The organism is Ekhidna sp. (genome assembly GCF_039960695.1).
In the GTDB taxonomy this organism is placed as follows: domain Bacteria; phylum Bacteroidota; class Bacteroidia; order Cytophagales; family Cyclobacteriaceae; genus Ekhidna.
The window spans coordinates 285,730-303,803 of record NZ_JBDVKP010000019.1; the positions used below are offsets into that span (position 1 = coordinate 285,730).

An 18,074-nucleotide genomic window follows, 5' to 3' on the forward strand; every position below is an offset into this window, starting at 1 on the left:
TAGACTGTCAAACATCAAAATTCAGCTTTACTTTGTTTGTTTTTGGGTAAGACTGGCAGCTGAGGACTAAACCCCTTTCCAGTTCGTCGGGTTCCAATGCGTAATTCACATCCATTTCTACTTCTCCTTCTTCAATTTTACACACACATGTGCTACATACACCACCCTTGCAAGCGTATGGTAAATCAGCTCCATTGTCAAATGCAACATCCAGTATAGACTTGTCTGAATCATATGGAAAGGTCATGCTATTCCCGTCTAAAACAACCGTAATTTCCGCGCGTGCTTTTTCATGTGTTATTTCCTTTTCTTTAGCACCCAGTTTACCAACAGGAGAAGTGAAAAGTTCGAGGTGAATTCGATCGTCCGGGACACCTAATTTTTTAAGCTCACTTTGCACCGCAAGCATCATTTCTTCAGGACCACAAGTGAAATAGTGATCTACTGCTTCGGTGCTGAAAAACAAACGAGAATATGCCTGTATTTTCTCTGAATCAATCCTCCCATTAAATAGATCTGATTCTTGCCGTTCTTTGCTGAGAATATGATATAAGCTGAATCGACCCATGTATCGATTTTTCAAGGCTTCAAGTTCTTCCTGAAAAATGATAGTGCTGGTTCTTCTGTTTCCATAAAATAGGGTGAATTCACTTTCAGGCTCTGTTCGCAAAGTTGTTTCAATGATTGATATAATCGGAGTGATCCCACTCCCACTCGTAAAAGCAACGTAAGAGTTGGCGTTTGAAGGATCTAAAGGCACATAAAAATGACCATGAGGTGGCATTACCTCAATTTCATCACCCACTTTTAGTTCATCGTTTGCAAAAGTAGAAAAAGCACCACCCTCCAGTTTTTTGATTGCAACAGTCAAAATTTCATCTATCGGACATGAGCATATGGAATAGGATCTTCGGGTATCTTCTCCATTGAGGTCTTTCTTTAGGGTAAGGTGTTGTCCCTGAGTGAAAGAAAAATCATTCTGCAGTTCGTCCGGGATTTCGAATGTCACAGCAACGGATTCTTCCGTGGGCCTTGTTAGTTCTTTTACCTTAAGTGTATGAAATTTTGCCATATTGAATTTTTGAATCGAGCAAAGCTAACCATCGAAAGTAATTTTTATGGTCAATTTATCTCAAGCTTATGCTTGATTTTTGTCACCTTCTCCACCACACGCTCTTCTAGTGGATGGCTAAATAAATAATACTTATCTCCCTCACCTGTCTTCAAATATGCTCTGTACTCATGATTTGCGATTATGTTTTGCTTGTTGGAAAGCGAATACATGGTCTGCTTGGTCTTTACTTTATTGATAAAAATCTTTTCAATACTATCATACTTGGATGGCTTACCTAGTTTACGTCCCATGGTCCAAACACCATCAAAAATGGTTTTATTATCCTCATTGATGATAATGACATTAGTGGCAAACCATATGGCTGGGAGAATGGTCGAAATAGCCATTGCCACAAGTATTGACCATGGCTCTGGCAACCAATCCATCAGCTTGATAGTTAGGACCACTGTAGCCACCACTGCTACAAACCGAATAGGCAGACTTACTGCTTTTCCTTTATTTATTCGAATAATTTTCACTGATGATCGAAAGTACCAAACTATTTTCGTAGTTGGCAGTTTTTTTCAACTATGAGGGAGTTAGCTCTTTTTCCATTAAATATTGTGGCCTTCCCAAATGAAGCGGTCAACTTGCACATTTTCGAACCTCGATATAAGGCATTGATTAATGATTGTTTGTCTAAAGAATTGACATTTGGAATTCCTTCCTTTGTATTAAACAAAATCGATCTGGGTACAGAGCTGGAAATCGTTGAAGTGACAAAAAAATATGATGATGGTCGCATGGACATCAAGACAAAAGCTTTAAGTGTGTTCAAAGTGGATGAGTTTTGGAATCCGTGGGGTATTAATGAATACGCCGGAGGGAAAATTGAATACATACCTACAAGTGATGAAGCTACCGATTTGAGTTTGCTTTATCAATTCAAAGAAATGGTAGCTAAGCTATTTGTTTGGCTTGGAGAATTGGATGCGCCAGACATTTCAACCATCACCTCCGTCTATGATATTGGACATAAGATTGGTCTGAAACCTGAGGAGGAATATTCCCTATTGGAAATGCTAACTGAGAATGACAGGCTGAGATACGCCTTGAAACATTTAGAAAATCTCCTTCCTGCTTTAGAACGAGCCCAAAATGCGCAGGAACGAATAAAGCAAAATGGACATTTCAAACATCTGGATCCATTGAAGTTTTAGCGATTGATTTAAGTCTGTAGCTTTAGATATCTCATAGATTCCGTGTAATTTCCCATCATGATCGAAATCAGTGGATTTGGAACAGTTCTACTATTCTTTGTTGGAGGAATCGCCTTTCTATTGGTGACACTACTGCTGGGCAAAATTCTACGTCCAAACAGACCAACTCCTGAGAAGCAGACAACTTACGAATCTGGAGAAGAACCTGCTGGCTCAGCGTGGGGACAGTTTAATGTTCGATTTTATATAGTGGCATTGATTTTCTTATTATTTGAAGCCGAACTTGTTTTCCTGTTCCCATGGGCTAGTGTTTTTGGTGATGAAAATCTGGTGGCTCAAACAGATGGGTTGTGGGCTAAATTTTCGATGATTGAGACATTTATTTTTGTTGGAATCCTGCTGGCAGGACTTGCATATGTATGGGTAAAAGGTATGTTGGAGTGGGTTCGACCTAAGCCAAAGGCTTCAGATTATCAGTCACGTATCCCGTCCAATGCTTACAATAGATACAAATGAGTGCAGAAGAACAAACCATTGGTGGACTTAAAACAGGTGAAGGAGGAATCATCATTTCTAAGCTAGACGACCTCCTAAACTGGGCGCGCTTAAGCAGTCTATGGCCAGTAGGTTTTGGCCTTGCTTGTTGCGCCATAGAATTTATGTCTACTGCATCTTCCGCTTATGATTTAGATCGTTTCGGAGTTATCCCACGAAATTCTCCCCGACAAGCAGACGTAATGATTGTTTCCGGAACAGTGACTTTTAAAATGGCGGATCGTGTAAAAAGACTTTATGAACAAATGGCTGAACCTCGATATGTAATATCTATGGGATCCTGTGCCAATTGTGGAGGTCCCTATTGGGAGCACGGATATCATGTGGTTAAAGGAGTGGACCGAGTGATACCTGTTGATGTATATGTACCTGGATGTCCTCCGAGACCAGAAGCACTTATTGGTGGATTTTTGAAGCTTCAGGAGAAAATCAGAACAGAATCTGTGCTGCAGCCAAAGGCATTGGAAAAAATAATGAAAAAAGATGCTGTTTGAAGAAATTAAGTCTTTGGTCCAAAATGAACTAGCTGGAGCAATCATTGACGAAGATCAGGATGCAACTCCAAAAGCATTAATCATTTCAAATCAGTTTATACATAGGGTTTGTGATTTTCTCCATGCCAATGAAAAAACTTATTTTGATTCTTTGTCATGCCTGACCGGACTAGACAATGGAGAAGAAAAGAATTCCATCGAGGTAGTTTATAACCTTTACAGTATTCCATATGACTATCATTTAATGCTAAAAGTGGAATTATCCAGGCAGAACCCTGAGGTAGATTCTGTCTCAGATATTTGGAAAGCAGCCGACTGGCATGAACGTGAAGCTTATGATTTGGTAGGTATTCATTTCAAAAATCATCCTGACTTAAGAAGAATTCTACTCCCGAACGATTGGGAGGGTCATCCACTAAGAAAAGACTATGTGGAGCAAGAGAAGTATCATGATGTTATTGTTAAATGGAAAAGTGAAAATGAATAATGCAGAATGAGTTCTCAATTGTCCAATAGCAATTCTCCATTACATAAGTCAGAACCTTTGAAATACAAAGAGTCCGACCTCAAGACTGAGGAGATGATCATTAATCTCGGGCCTCAGCATCCTTCAACCCATGGCGTATTGCGCCTTGAAGTAGTTACTAATGGTGAGATAGTAGTAGATGTAGTTCCGCACATGGGCTATCTACATCGTTGCTTTGAGAAGCATGCCGAGTCTTTAAGCTTCAATCAGACAATTCCATACACCGATCGAATGGATTACGTTGCTGCCATGAACAACGAGTGGGCTTTTGTAATGGGAGTGGAGCGAATGCTGGGAATTGATGAAGCGATTCCTAAGAGGATAGAATACATTAGAGTCCTTGTCGCTGAACTGAATAGAATTGCATCACACTTTATTGCAATAGGCACGTATGGAATGGATATTGGTGCATTCACTCCTTTTTTATGGATGATGCGAGACAGGGAGCATATCTTAAGAATGCTTGAATGGGCAAGTGGAGCACGTATGCTTTACAATTACATTTGGGTTGGAGGCTTGTTTTATGACCTGCCCATAGGTTTTGAAGAAAGGGCTAAAGAATTTGTGAATTACCTGAAACCAAAGCTGAAAGATTCCGAAACACTTCTTATCAACAATAAAATATTCATTGAACGAACAGCCAACATTGGTGTACTCCCCGCTGACCTGGCAATCAATTATGGCATCAATGGTCCAATGCTCAGAGGTTCTGGTTTGAAGTATGACCTTAGAAAAGTAGACGGTTATAGCGTGTATCCTGAAATTGATTTTGACGTCCCTGTAGGAACAGGAAAGATGGGAACGGTTGGGGACTGTTGGGATCGCAATTGGGTCAGATATCAAGAGTGCTGGGAGTCAATTAGAATCATTGAGCAGTGTGTTGAGCAGTTGCTAGGTGAGCATAAGCGGACCAAGGATTTTGATCCGAGAGCGATGGTTCCTAAAAAAATCAGACCGAAAGCTCAGGATTATTATGTAAGAGCTGAAAACCCAAAAGGTGAGTTGGGCTTCTTTTTTAGAACTGATGGAAGAGCTGACCAGCCGTTAAGGTGCAAAGCCAAATCTCCAAGTCTGAGCAATCTTTCTGTAATCGCTGAGATAAGCAAAGGATGCATGCTAGCAGATTTGTTTGCTATCTTAGGTTCAATGGATTTAAATATGGGAGAAGTAGATCGCTAGTCGATATGAAAATACTTAGCTCGCAACAGATAAGAGAAGCAGATCAATATACTATAAAGCACGAACCAATTTCCTCTATCGATTTAATGGAGCGTGCCAGCAATGCTTTTGTCAATAAGTTCCTGGGGCTTCATCCGGAAAAGAAATTGGTTTATATTTTTTGTGGAACAGGAAATAATGGTGGTGATGGATTGTCGATTGGTAGACTCCTAACCGGAAGAGGTTGGAAAGTACATGTTTACATAGTAGGTGATCCTGAAAAGGGGACTGATGATTTTAAGATCAATCTTGAAAGGCTTAAGTCTTTTGAATCGATCGGCAGGATTGATGACTTTCCTAACATTCCTTCTAATTCCATTGTCATCGATGCACTTTTTGGTTCTGGTCTTTCACGACCTATTGAAGGTCTTTTTGGCGCCTTGATAAAATTCCTCAATGAACAAAATGCTCAACGAATTGCTGTTGATATTTCGTCAGGGCTTTTTGCAGATTCCCCTTTGTCTGATAATGGTGCAGTATTTGAAGCAGACTACAGTATTTCATTTCAGTTGCCCAAACTAATTTTCTTTCTGCCTGATTACGAAAAGTATGTTGGGCAATGGAGAGTAGTTGATATTGGATTGATGAAGAATTTCATCCAAAATCAGAAAACCAATTTTTACTTATCTCAAGCAAAAGAAATAAAGAAACTGATTCCAGTCAGATCAACATTTGCTCATAAAAATCAAGTAGGCAGATTGATGATTGTTGCTGGTAGCAAAGGAAAAATGGGAGCAGCGGTTCTATGCACTCGGGCAGCCTTTCGATCTGGTGCAGGCCTAGTCAATGTCCACGTACCTTGTTGTGGCGTTGACATCCTACAAATCAGTATTCCAGAAGCAATGGTTTCTTACGATGAAGGGGAAGCTTACATTGAATCAATTCCTAAAACCACGGATACAATTGCTATTGGACCAGGACTTGGTATCTCAAAGGAGACAGTAGAAGCATTGCGTGTGTTTTTGAAAAGTCAGAACAAACCGCTGGTTATCGATGCTGACGGAATCAATATTCTAGCTAATAACTTGGAGTTAATCAATATGCTTCCAAAAGAGTCAATTCTTACACCACACCCTGGAGAATTAAAAAGGCTTATAGGTGAATGGGAAAATGACTTTGATAAGCTCGACAAGCTTCGAGCTTTCTGCATTAAAAATGAATTCAACGTTGTGTTAAAGGGTGCATTTTCAGCGACATGCAATAGTCACGGCGTGATCTATTTTAACCCTACGGGAAACCCCGGACTAGCCACTGCAGGTAGTGGAGATGCACTCACTGGAATGATAGGTGCTCTCTTAGCTCAAGGATTGTCGCCATTTGACGCACTTCAACTGGCTGTTTACCTCCATGGTTCGGCGGGAGATGAAGCTACTCGTGAGTTACAAACACCTTGGATTCAAGCATCAGACATTATTGACTTTATACCTCAGGCGATAGGTTCCCTACTCAATAATTAAGTCTTCTTCTTAAATGAGATTCGCTTCTTGTCGGCGCGAACTATTCGTTTATGAAAATCAGTAAATTCCTGATAATTACTCGGTTCATACTGACCTTTGTTTTGAGTAAATGATCTATAATAAAGTATACGACCATCTTCTAGCTGAGATAATTCTGCTTTATAAGTTCCAAATTGACTTCTTATTTCAACAGGTTCAAAAAAAGCTTCTACTGCATGGTTTTCTGGAAGAGTATAGAAAATTGAATCTGTTTCTGAGACCTCATAATTAATATTGATATTTCTCCTCCTATCACTATCCTTGTTTGGAATGAAAGTGTTTTTGTTCATAAGATTGGGCTGCAGAAAAAATCGAGTTCCTGACTTGCTTGTTAAATTTCTTGCTACCATATAAGTTTCAAGGTTTGCCTGGGGCATTTTATTCTTATTATTTTGAAATGAGAATTCTTCCAAAATGAAGGAAGAAATTTTAATGTTTCTTTCAAGCCACTTTTCCTGATTTTCTTTACCCGAATTAAGCACACCAAGCAAGGCGTCATACCTGAGTCCGGAGTAGGTGACATTACTCTTAATTTTGGCATTTCCGTCCTCGAATAACTCTACTTCTGAATTGATTTGCTGAAAATTATCATTTAGGTCATAGGAAGGTGTTCTCACTATTTGGCCACCATTTTCTGTGACAACAAAAACATCTCGATCACTCGTAAAGTCTCCAAGAAACCCGAATGGCATGATTTGACTCGTACATTCCAACCAGATAGTGTCGCCCTTATTCGGAACACAAAGGATAATATGGTTAAATGTGTCGTTGGGAAAATCCGGGTCAACACTTGGTGGATTATTTCCTGCTGAAACCCAAGTATAGTGAGATGTGACCCCCACAGACCTGAGTAATGATTGAGTGTAAAAACTTAAAGCTTTACAATCTCCATACCCTTCTTCGTCTACAAACTTTGCTGGGAATGGTTGGAATCCACCAATGCCCAATTGAAGACTGACATACCTTGTATTCTCTTGTACGTATTCATATATGGTTTTGATTTTCTCGGAATCAGACATTCCTGAAGTCAGCTCTTTAATTTTATTTACCGTTTCTGCTGAAAGTTCTTCTCGACCTTCATTCAGGGTGTTTTGCCATTTAGCAATTCCGTCCCAGGTAGACATGTCACCTTGATAACCTTCAAATTCAAAAACTGCAGGCGAAAGAATAACTTTTGGAGCTACATCGCTTAATGGTGAACTGTAAGGTTCGAAGGGAATGGCAACTACATTCTTTTCTGTCCATGTTGCGGTAGATGATCCATTCTCCAAGGTAATTTCTGGATTCTTGGCATTCAAAGTTTTGTATCGCGGTGTTAAAGACTCCGGACTTTTTACGCTGTAAGTGGAATATTCAACACTTTCATCATAAGCGTCAATAAAATGCCAATCGGGTATGCTGTATAGAAATTTGTACGTGACTTCATACTCATATTCAACAGTGTATGGATATTGATCTTGTCTTAAATCATACCAAAGAACCCTACTATCGTCAAAAAAGGTACTTCCTGAGACAGCACTTTCATCAATGAAATCTGCTTTTTTAACCTTTTCAATCCTATCACCATTCGAATCATATTTAAATGCTTGTAAGTCATTAACATTTCTCAAGTCATCATAAAACACACTTAATAAAGCATTGTGATTACCATCTTTATTGAAGATGGTAATCACACGCCTCATCTTAAATTTTGCCTTATTAATGGATAGGATTTCAAATTCTCCCGAATGATGTCTAGTCACAGCATCAACTCCGTCTTTAAGTTCAGCTGAAATTTTATCAACGGAATAGTCTTGTGAAAATGCAGGAACTAATACACACGCAATGAGTACGTTGGAAAGGATAAAACTTTTCATTTTCTTCTAAGTACAATTTGTTCCCCTTGTTTTTCGATCTTTTGTGCATAAAACTCACGTAAGTACGCATATTGTTCAGCTGGAAACTCAACTTCTTTTATTTGAGTTCTACACATGATAGTAATCATATCCCCATTTTGGGAGACATTGAATATAAGCTTACCTCCATTATTAGGCAGTCCGATACTCAATGGCTTAGGCAGTTCTTCTACTTCATATGCTTCTCCTAGCTTTATTTGATAATAATGTGTTTCGCTAATTGGGTAACCATAATTAATCGGAAAACTTCTTGTCGGTGATTTGAACGGGTTTCCTTCTAGTTGATTATAGATAATTGGATTTAGGTAAATTAAATCTCCTAAGTCATCTAATTTCCCTTCAACCTCGATCTGAAGTGTCTCTTCTACTGTTAGTTTATCGATTAGATCACTAACCTCATGGCTGTCAATAATCCATGTCTCCATGTTTTCGTTAAACTCTTTTTTGTATTCGTCTACATCATCTGTATTGTCTAGAAAATTCCACGCATAATATCCCGAACGCTTTCTGGTAAAATCACCGATGAGTAATCCATCGCTCAGTTCAAATTCTCCACCGTAAGTAATGGAGTTATTTAAATTCGCCTCAAGCGGAACCCACTCTGGATTGTTACTTATCAGAAGACCCTCTCCGTTCAAGCAATAATCTGGTAGTACTTTGAACGGAATATTTTCCTCTGTTGCATCCATCAGGATTCGCTCACCATCAATATTTATATGTACTATCGTGTGATTGAATTGGCGATCTATGGCAATGTGTTTCCAAATTCTTCCGTTTTTGCGAGTACTTAGACGGACTAGATTCGCTTCAATACCAGCTTCATTCATCATTGCCGCAAGTACCTTATTGATTTGATTGGCTGTACCCTTCTTTTCTTGAAAGACCTTTTTTTGCGAATTCAGATCAATATCATAATCTTCTTCAAAATTGTCTCTCACGTAATAGTAGATGCTTTCAGCTAACTGGGTTTGGTCACTATTGGAATTCTTGAGCACTTCTACTACGTCACGAGCGAATTTTGAGTCCGTGACACTCCCATGCCAATAATCACTCTCATAGTATTGTCTGCCAATTGCCAAAAAGCTTTCAGGTATAAAGACCTTAGCTGGTTGACCAGGCAGGTCATAACGCTTGAGTTCAAAATCAATTTTGCTGATATAATCTTCTCTTGTGGTTATATATGGTTCATTTTTAAATGCTGGAATATTTTGACCTATATAATTATGAATTTGATGATTTGTAGTCACACCTGAGCCAACTGGCAAAATATCAAACTTGACATCTGCAGTTTTAAGTGGGAAATATCCTTGATACATTCTTTCATAATTGAAATACGTGGGGATAATCACCTCATACTGACTTTTTGCTACGGGTATGGATCGCTGAAAATACCAGGTATTTAATCTAACTACTGATCCATAGTTCACTTTATATGTGTATTCAATGATGGTTCCTTCCTTCACATTGGGAAATGTGAAGTTGAAGCTGTTTAGGTTGTCATTTACTTTTTCAATGATGGCATCTTTTCTCTTTAATTTACTTTCTACCACTTCTCCATCAACCATATTGTATGCAACAGCTTCGAAACCGGTGACTCTGTCATTTCTGGAAAATCGTATTTTTATATCACCTCGATCATATTCTTCAGGTGTTAATACTTTTAAAATCACATGGTGTGTAAATTCTATTTCATAATTATGATCTAGTCTTGATTTACCATATTCACTGATGTAAAATGCTCCAGCTGATGAATCAAAAGGACAATGGGTCATGGTCAAATACTTCTGATCAAAATTATTGAACTTGATCTTCTTTTGGGACTTAACGCAAAGGGGAATGACAAGAATGGCAGCTAGTAAAATTAAATTTCTCATAAATCGGTAAGGTTACTTTTGGATGCACAATTATATAAATCATTTTGGTTGATTTTATGATCGCGTTAAGGCTAATTCTGAATTTAGATAAAATTGTGATTTTATTCGACGGAAGTAGAAAACCTACTCTAATTGGTATTAATCAATTATTTCTGTGAAAAATCCTATGGAAAATAGCCTGGTTAACGTTAATTAACGGTTATTATTTCAAAGTCATTAGGAACAATATGAAAAAAAATGCGTAATTTGTATACTAACAATGCGCAATAAACTGATCATACTAACGTTCGCTCTGGCTTTAAGCGGAGTAGCCCTGGCTCAGGGAGGATCAGAGGAGCTGCAAGATGCTAAAATCAGTATCTACCCTAATCCGGCAGTTGAATTCATAGTAGTCCAAGTCGATGGTGATTTTGATAACGCAGAGTTTGAACTTAATTCAATGATTGGAAACAAGCTTCAAATAAAACCCGAAGAAGTGGGTATAGGAAAGTACAAAATCCAGGTGAAGGATTTAGCTACTGGATATTACTTCCTTATCGTAAAGGATGAAGCAAAGCGATTTAAGAAAGCTTATAAATTCTTAAAGCGGTAATTAAAAAAATCTATAAAAAAAACCTTCAACATCATGTTGAAGGTTTTTTTATGATCTCCTTTTTTTTGCCTTATGCTTATTGCCTATCCTGAAGCTGGGCATAGTACTTGTTGAATAATTCCTCGTAATACGCCGCTTTCTCTCGATCTCCATTTGCCCGATATGCACGAGCCACTTCATTAAGCGAGAGCAGTTGTCTTTGCAGTTCATTAGGATCAGTAGTGCCGTCAGTTTCGAAATAATAATCCAGCCATTGAGAAGCATATGTTGAAGTGACTTCTGCAATGTGCTCAGCTAACTCTGGCTCTCCTGCCTGTAATAATAGATCAACTTGCTGCATGCTGAAAATATCATAGGGTACAGATTCATTTGGCATTACCTCCAGACATCTTTTAAGCACTTCTGCCGCCCTTTCAAAATCACCCTCAGCTATTAAGTTTTCGGCCAAAGTGTTGAATGTAGATCGAGAGTTAAGAACAAAGCCCAAGTAGTCTTGGGTATAGTAGATACTTGGGTCATCAAGATTGGTCCAAGTGAATTTATTCATCACATTGTCATACATGGCTTCAGTATTCACCGGGTAAGACCCTGATCTCGCATTTTCATTAAGCACAGGAACCACTCGATATGCCATTCCTTCCTGGACCACATAATTTCGAAGGTCAAGGTTTAATTGAGAAATGGAAGTGTTATTTAGATAGATAGGACGTTCCCAATCAGCATTAACTAAAAAATCAAGGAATGCCAGGTCTTTCTTTTCTAATCCTCTTCCCTTTATTCGGAGTACCATTCGGTCTACGATATCGTCATGCATATCTTCAGGCACAATCTTTTTAACCTTCTCTTTATTGATATCTAGAAAAAGTGTGCGTGCAGGAATGGAGTTATAAACTGTATAACTATTTGCTTGTATCTGAAGTCCAGGGTTTTCATTGGAAATGAAATTCAAAAGAATTTTGGCATTGATGGCATTTCCTTTCAGTTCTTCTCTTTCAAAAACAGGTAGATAGTCATTCATTCCTCCCTGTTGATACAGTTTAACATCCAGGCCGTAAGGAATTGGATCAGACTCGTATGCTTGCCTTGCTGACTGTTGAATGTACCAATCAGTATTGTAGTAACTCAGTACAAGAACACGTACATCCGTTCGGAAGCCTTCGACTTCTTGGGCATACCAAAGTGGGAATGTGTCGTTATCACCACCAGTGAATATTACCCCATTAGGTGCCACAGTAGAAAGATAGTTTTTCGCTGCATCCACAGAGAAGTATCTATCAGAGCGGTCGTGATCATCCCAGTTTTCACTAGCCATCAAAGCAGGTATAGTAAGACCAATGACTGATGCCAATACCGCCGCTATTTTCTTCTCTTTCGAAATATTTTTAAGTAAGTCATAGAGGAAGAGCACGCCAAAACCTATCCAAATGGTAAATATGTAGAAGGAACCGGCATAGATATAATCACGCTCTCTTGGTTCTATAGGTGGTGTATTAAGGTAAAGGACAATGGCTATACCTGTCATGAAAAAAAGCAGAGCTGTTGCCGAAAATAATTTGACATCCTTTTTGTACTGAATGAACATGCCAAATAAGCCGAGAAGCAGAGGTAATCCGTAATACACATTTCTTCCTTTGTTGCTTTCCAGAATATCTGGGATATCAGAAAATGCGTCTCTCAGCCCAACCCAACCAGCGCCTTGAATATCATGTTCTCGTCCAGAGAAGTTCCACATAAAATATCTGAAGTACTGATGACCAAGCTGATGTACAATGAGGTAGTAAAAGTTATCTCCCCAACTTGGCTTTTCTCCTTCTTTCAAGCCAGTAACCTCCCTGTATTTCCGAATGTGATTTGGAGATGAGCTGTACATCCGTGGAAGAATAGTGGTATGCTTAGGGTCAAATACCTGCGTAACCTTATAATCTTTAATTACATATTTATCATCTCCACGCATATATACAGGAGCACCTTGTTTGTTTTCTTTAAGGTCAGCCGTATAATATGGGCCTTTAAATAATGGACGACTGCCATATTGCTCCCGTTTCAAATAAGAAACGAAAGAAATGATTTCTTCCGGATTGTTCTCGTCAATAGGCGGGTTATAATTACTTCTGATAACAGCAATTGCGTAAGAAGAATAACCGATTAGAATAAATGCCAATGCCAAAAGCGAAGTATTGAGAACGTACTTATTATGCTTAATAGAATAGTGAATTCCATAAGTCAGTCCTCCAATAACTAATAAGCCGAAGAAGATTACTCCAGATCCAAACGGTAGACCAAGACCATTCACAAAGAAAATTTCTATTTTGCCCGCCATGGAAGGAAGACCAGGAATGACACCTTCAAGAACGATCAGAACTATTGCTGCTGATATTAACATGGTATATATGATGCCTTTCCGAGTTACTTTTTCGTAATACTTGAAATAGACAATAAGACCTAAAACCGGAATGGCCACTAAATTCAACAAGTGAACACCAATGGATAATCCCATCATGTATGCGATGAGAATTAACCAGCGAGCACGATCTTGTTCGGCAGTCATATTTTCCCATTTCAGAATAGCCCAGAAAACGAATGAGGTAAAGAATGCCGACATGCCATAAACTTCTGCTTCGACTGCAGAGAACCAGAAAGAATCAGAGAACGTACACGCTAGCGCACCGACAAGTCCCGTTCCCATGATTACGATGGTATCGGCTGTTGTTTCTTCACCAGTTTTTACCTTCAATACACGCTTTGCTAAGTGGGTAATTGACCAAAAAATGAACAAAACGAAAAAGGCACTACTCATCACACTGAGCATGTTTACCCAATAAGCTACTTGAGTTACATCCCCCCCTGCCAAGAGCGAGAACATTCTTCCTGTTAGTAAAAAGAAAGGTGCGCCGGGTGGGTGAGGTACTTCTAGTTTATATGAGCAAGCGATAAATTCTCCTGCATCCCAGAAACTAGCTGTAGGCTCTACTGTAAGGCAATAAGTCACAAGAGCGATCAAGAAAGCGACCCATCCAGTGATTACGTTGATTTTTTGGTATCCCATAGTTGAAATAATGTGAGGGGCGAAAATAGCAATTAACCAGTAGAATTCTGCTCATACTATCTCCAGATTTAGATATACTAATTGGTTTGCAAGATATTGAATAATAATGCTGAATGCTGGAGTTATACGAGGCTTCTCCATTTCAGATGACTCTTTTTAACATCTTTTATCAATAAACAGCAACATAGAAGAAGAGCCATATAATAAAGAAGAGTATGTATGTGCTTGCTACTATTGATGCTGAGATCTTAAATTTCTTGCCGCTGAGGAAGTAAATACCTGCCATGAGTATAGGCCAGTAGAGTATTTCAAATAGATTTATAGACTTGAGCGGGTAGTGCCATTTTGGAGCGATTTGTGTGTAATCGACTAGGTTGATCAATGAAAATGGATAGAAGGCCATGTAATCGTTGTAGTTAGGGTCAGTATGATAGATGGTAAACCAAAGTATTTTCACAACCTCTGGAAAAAAGAAAAAGATTTCTGAAAGCATTATCATCTTCCAGAGTTGATTATAATGTAGACGATAACCAAACATGAAACATCCAATCCACAAGGTGAGTGTTGTCCAGGTCCATTTCCAAGTAAGAAAAATTGGAACACTTAAGTATTGGACTCCATACAAAATGTCAAATACCCAAATGTCTCCACGTTCGTTCAGTACTTCAAATGCAGCAATGGAGTCAATGATGAAGATTCGTTTAACAAAAAGCAAAGCAATGTATGTCAGGCAAATAGTTACGAACATACCAACTCCGCTAAACTCAAACCAGTCTTCTAGAAATTGTTTTCTGTACTTACTTAAACGATTCGTCATTTAGATTTGCGATTGATGCAATTACACGTCAAAAATATTATCATGTGCGCCCTTATCCTACTCTCCATCAGAGTGTATGCTCAGCGGCAGGTTGAACTGGCGGATGGCGATAGTGCGCGGTATAGTTTGCTAGTGAATCCCTTTATTCAGATTGAGTCAACAGAAGCAATAAATTCAATGTACAATTTTGAGTTTACCAAGGCCCATAATCATTTTAACTATCTGCAAAAAAAGTATCCTTGGCATCCACTTCCGTATCTACTCAAAGGTCTGAATTATTGGTGGAGAATTGTTCCAAACTATAACAATCAAGAATGGGATGAACAATTTCTGGCCTATATGGACACAACCAAATATCTGGCTGAAAACGTGAAAGAAAATTACAATGAAATTGAAGGTGCATTCTTTCTTGCCGCGGCTTATGCATTTGAAGGACGGCTGTATTCAGAGCGCCGAGAATATAGGAAGGCGGCATTTGCTGGCGGCAGATCTTTGAAATATTTGGGGGAATGCCAAGGCTATGAAGAATACAGTCCCGAACTGTTATTTGGTGACGCACTCTTTAATTACTATGCTGAATGGATTAGGGAAGAATATCCATTGCTGCGCCCGATTATGGTCTTTTTCCCAAAGGGGGATAAGGATAAAGGAATTGGACAGCTAAAGGAAGTAGCCAGAAATGCATTTTACTCCAGAACCGAAGCACAATATTATCTGATGAGGATTCTAGCTACCGAAGAGAATGACATTGCGGGAGCACTGCAGGTGGCAGAATATTTGAATGAGCAATTTCCAGGCAATGCCTATTTCCATAGATATTATGCACGTTTGTTATATCAAACTGGTAGATATTCTAAAGCTGAAAAAGTTTCACTTGAGATTTTGGAAAGGATAGATAGCGCGCAAGTAGGTTATGAAGAAAACAGTGGGAGGTACGCCTGTTTTTTTCTAGGGCATGTAAATGAGATTCGAAGAAATTATAGTAAAGCCAAGGCTTATTACTTGCAAGGGTTATCATATGCAGAACAGGCCCAAGCTACAACCATGGGTTATTACTTTTACTCGCTGTTACATCTGGGACAGATAGCTGAAGCGGAGGAAGATATTGAATTAGCTAAGGAATACTATACAAGAGTGAAAAAATCAGCAAAGCGAAAACATTCGGCACATAAAGGTGCGAGAGAACGCCTAAAGAAACTTTAAAATGAGAAAGCCGCTAACCACTTACCCTTATTAGCTTCTACGCTGTATCCGTTCTCAACAGTGATCCTACCAGCTTTACCTACTTTATCTCTGAGGGAGGCATCCTCAATAAGAATAGAAAGTGTATCTACCCATTCTTTAGTAGTAGCGGCTAGAAATCCATTTTTCCCATTTTGAATAATGTCAGAGTTCACACCTACCGGGGACATAATTGTTGGTATCTCTAGCGCCATATATTGCAGACCTTTTAATCCACATTTGCCTTTGCTCCAATTATCTTCAGGGAGTGGCATTATTCCAATGTCTATTTCGCAAAGGTCAGAAACTTCAGTTTTGGCGTTCCACGGAAGGCCTTTAACTCCTAGTTTTTGATTGATATAATCTCCATCACCAATTACTTTAAAATAAACTTTGTCTTGATATTTCTCTTTGATCAGTTTAAGTGCTTCTGTCGAGCCTTCGAAATGTTTGATTGTAGAAAAACTTCCACTCCATCCAATGCACACTCTGCTATCCTTTACTACCTCAGTTTTTGTATACTCTTTGAGATCTATAGTCGTGGGAATAATAGTAATATTCTTTGTGTGAATACTAGCATACTTGGCCAAGTATTCGTTTCCTGCAATTGTTAGATCACAATAAGAAATGATCTTACCGGTTTTAGCCGGATTTTTCAACTTTTGGAATAATGATTGATTTGGGTTTTCATCTTGCAGCCAGATGGAATCATCAAAATCGAAAATGAGCTTAGCTTTCGATCGCATAAATAACCACTCAAAGAGGACCCCGAAAAAAAAGGCATCTCTGTAAATGAATATGTAATCAAATCGATTAGCTCTGACTACATCTCTGAATCGCTTCAGCATTGCAGACAGGCCAACACTAATCTTACCCAATGTATTTCCAGATCCATAGAAAACCTTGTCCTGCTTAGCGGTGAGCATATTGGAATAGGTAATGTCAAATCCATTTTTTTCTAAAAAATCAAGGTATTGCTCATGCCTGAACCGTTGACCAGGAGAGCGTTCTTTTCTATGAAGTGTGAGAAATAGAATTTTAGGCATTAGTCTTCCAGCCAAACTGGCGGCAACTTTTCAGTGATTTCAATATTTTTAAATTTAGAGCTTTTCTTGGCTCCCGTGGCCTTGGCCCATCCTACCATGCCTTTCAGTCCATCTTTCAGGGATGTTTTGCTGTACTCCCCAAATACTTTTTTTATTTTGGAATGATCGGAATGTGCATGCACCACTTCATTTCTAGCATCTAAAAATCGGAGCTCACTTTTCAAATCCATGGCATCAATGACGGCACTTGCAAGATCCTTGACAGTGTATTCTTTATCCGCACCAATATTGAATACCTCACCATAGCACTCTTTATGATCTACGCAATTGGCTATTATTGGGGCAATGTCTCCAACATACGTAAATGCTCTGGTCTGACTTCCATCTCCGAAGATTGTTAGAGGATTACCTTGCATGAGCTGATTCATGAAGATGCCAACTACATTTCTATATCTATCCCCAAGGTTTTGATATTCTCCATACACATTGTGCGGGCGGAAAATGACATAGTCTAAACCAAACATTTCATGAGTTACCTTAAGATCCATTTCTACAGCCAATTTGGCAATACCATAAGGATCTTCTGGTTGTGGTATCATATCTTCCTTCATAGGAGGAGGTAAGGCGCCATAGGTAGCAATGGAGGAAGTGAAAACGAAACATTTGACTTTGTGTTTTACTGCCTCATTAATCAGATTAACACTTCCCGTAAGATTATTGGTGTAATTGAATCTTTTGATAAAATGACTTAAACCTTCAGCGGCGTATGCTGCGAGGTGATAGACATATTCAATTTCATAGTCATTGAATAGGTTTTCTAATAATGCATGGTCTGTAATTGATCCTTTTATGAAAATAGCTTCCATGGGAAGGTTTTCTTCAAATCCGCCGCTTAGGTCGTCAAGGATGATTACATTTTTTCCACTTTCAATTAAACTTCTGGAAACATGTGCACCTATGAATCCGGCACCACCTGTTACTAATGAGTATGACATTGAGTTGTTTTTTTCAAAGTTAGAA

At 38.8% G+C, this 18,074-nt stretch carries 16 protein-coding genes; 8 read left to right on the forward strand and 8 right to left on the reverse strand.

The genetic code is table 11. The features are described 5' to 3' along the window. Positions 1-7 precede the first annotated feature (7 nt). The gene (paaE, locus tag ABJG98_RS14990; RefSeq protein ID WP_348280352.1) at positions 8-1,072 is read right to left on the reverse strand and encodes a 1,2-phenylacetyl-CoA epoxidase subunit PaaE; all 1,065 of its coding nucleotides are present in this window, start codon (positions 1,070-1,072) and stop codon (positions 8-10) included. Positions 1,073-1,122: 50 nt separating this feature from the next. Continuing rightward, complete coding sequence (locus ABJG98_RS14995) at positions 1,123-1,593, reverse strand: hypothetical protein (protein WP_348280353.1); 471 nt, start codon at positions 1,591-1,593, stop codon at positions 1,123-1,125. A 51-nt stretch (positions 1,594-1,644) separates the two neighbouring features. Here ABJG98_RS14995 and ABJG98_RS15000 point away from each other — a divergent pair, with 51 nt between their 5' ends. From ABJG98_RS15000 to ABJG98_RS15025, 6 genes are read left to right on the forward strand one after another with little or no spacing between them, the layout of a single operon-like run. Beyond that, positions 1,645-2,274 carry an LON peptidase substrate-binding domain-containing protein gene (locus ABJG98_RS15000; RefSeq protein WP_348280354.1) on the forward strand — a complete coding sequence of 210 codons (630 nt, stop codon included), beginning with the start codon at positions 1,645-1,647 and terminating at the stop codon, positions 2,272-2,274. 57 nt (positions 2,275-2,331) lie between these two features. Continuing rightward, entirely contained in the window at positions 2,332-2,790 is a 459-nt protein-coding gene (locus ABJG98_RS15005) for an NADH-quinone oxidoreductase subunit A (protein ID WP_348280355.1), read from the forward strand. After that, positions 2,787-3,323 carry an NADH-quinone oxidoreductase subunit B family protein gene (locus ABJG98_RS15010; RefSeq protein WP_348280356.1) on the forward strand — a complete coding sequence of 179 codons (537 nt, stop codon included), beginning with the start codon at positions 2,787-2,789 and terminating at the stop codon, positions 3,321-3,323. Before ABJG98_RS15005 ends, ABJG98_RS15010 begins: the two co-directional genes overlap by 4 nt. Next, entirely contained in the window at positions 3,313-3,810 is a 498-nt protein-coding gene (locus tag ABJG98_RS15015) for an NADH-quinone oxidoreductase subunit C (RefSeq protein WP_348280357.1), read from the forward strand. Before ABJG98_RS15010 ends, ABJG98_RS15015 begins: the two co-directional genes overlap by 11 nt. Before the next feature lie 6 nt (positions 3,811-3,816). Next, positions 3,817-5,028 (forward strand): NADH-quinone oxidoreductase subunit D, encoded by a 1,212-nt coding sequence (locus ABJG98_RS15020; RefSeq protein ID WP_348280358.1) that lies wholly within the window; start codon positions 3,817-3,819, stop codon positions 5,026-5,028. A gap of 5 nt (positions 5,029-5,033) precedes the next feature. Continuing rightward, positions 5,034-6,524, forward strand: coding sequence for an NAD(P)H-hydrate dehydratase (locus tag ABJG98_RS15025; RefSeq protein WP_348280359.1), 1,491 nt, complete (start codon positions 5,034-5,036; stop codon positions 6,522-6,524). Here ABJG98_RS15025 and ABJG98_RS15030 read toward each other — a convergent pair. After that, positions 6,521-8,419: a DUF3857 domain-containing protein gene (locus ABJG98_RS15030; protein WP_348280360.1), complete on the reverse strand. Its 1,899-nt coding sequence runs from the start codon at positions 8,417-8,419 to the stop codon at positions 6,521-6,523. The genes ABJG98_RS15025 and ABJG98_RS15030 overlap by 4 nt on opposite strands. After that, positions 8,416-10,332 (reverse strand): DUF3857 domain-containing protein, encoded by a 1,917-nt coding sequence (locus tag ABJG98_RS15035; protein WP_348280361.1) that lies wholly within the window; start codon positions 10,330-10,332, stop codon positions 8,416-8,418. The genes ABJG98_RS15030 and ABJG98_RS15035 overlap by 4 nt, the downstream gene beginning before the upstream one ends. 259 nt (positions 10,333-10,591) lie before the next feature. On the opposite strand from ABJG98_RS15035, the gene ABJG98_RS15040 reads away from it, so the two are divergent. Next, positions 10,592-10,924, forward strand: a complete 333-nt coding sequence (locus ABJG98_RS15040) for a T9SS type A sorting domain-containing protein (RefSeq protein WP_348280362.1) — start codon at positions 10,592-10,594, stop codon at positions 10,922-10,924. 76 nt (positions 10,925-11,000) lie between these two features. On the opposite strand, the gene ABJG98_RS15045 is transcribed toward ABJG98_RS15040, so the two are convergent. Together ABJG98_RS15045 and ABJG98_RS15050 are read right to left on the reverse strand one after the other, a co-directional pair. Continuing rightward, on the reverse strand, positions 11,001-13,970 hold the full coding sequence (locus ABJG98_RS15045; RefSeq protein ID WP_348280363.1) for a DUF2723 domain-containing protein: 2,970 nt from the start codon (positions 13,968-13,970) through the stop codon (positions 11,001-11,003). A gap of 169 nt (positions 13,971-14,139) precedes the next feature. Next, on the reverse strand, positions 14,140-14,787 hold the full coding sequence (locus ABJG98_RS15050; protein ID WP_348280364.1) for a hypothetical protein: 648 nt from the start codon (positions 14,785-14,787) through the stop codon (positions 14,140-14,142). Positions 14,788-14,829: 42 nt separating this feature from the next. Here ABJG98_RS15050 and ABJG98_RS15055 point away from each other — a divergent pair, with 42 nt between their 5' ends. Continuing rightward, a complete protein-coding gene (locus ABJG98_RS15055) occupies positions 14,830-15,990 on the forward strand; it encodes a tetratricopeptide repeat protein (protein ID WP_348280365.1) in 1,161 nt (386 codons plus the stop codon). On the opposite strand, the gene ABJG98_RS15060 is transcribed toward ABJG98_RS15055, so the two are convergent. Both ABJG98_RS15060 and ABJG98_RS15065 read right to left on the reverse strand, forming a co-directional pair. Further along, positions 15,987-17,054: a glycosyltransferase family 4 protein gene (locus ABJG98_RS15060; protein WP_348280366.1), complete on the reverse strand. Its 1,068-nt coding sequence runs from the start codon at positions 17,052-17,054 to the stop codon at positions 15,987-15,989. The genes ABJG98_RS15055 and ABJG98_RS15060 overlap by 4 nt on opposite strands. Then, a complete protein-coding gene (locus ABJG98_RS15065; protein WP_348280367.1) occupies positions 17,054-18,049 on the reverse strand; it encodes an NAD-dependent epimerase/dehydratase family protein in 996 nt (331 codons plus the stop codon). The genes ABJG98_RS15060 and ABJG98_RS15065 overlap by 1 nt, the downstream gene beginning before the upstream one ends. Positions 18,050-18,074: the final 25 nt, after the last annotated feature.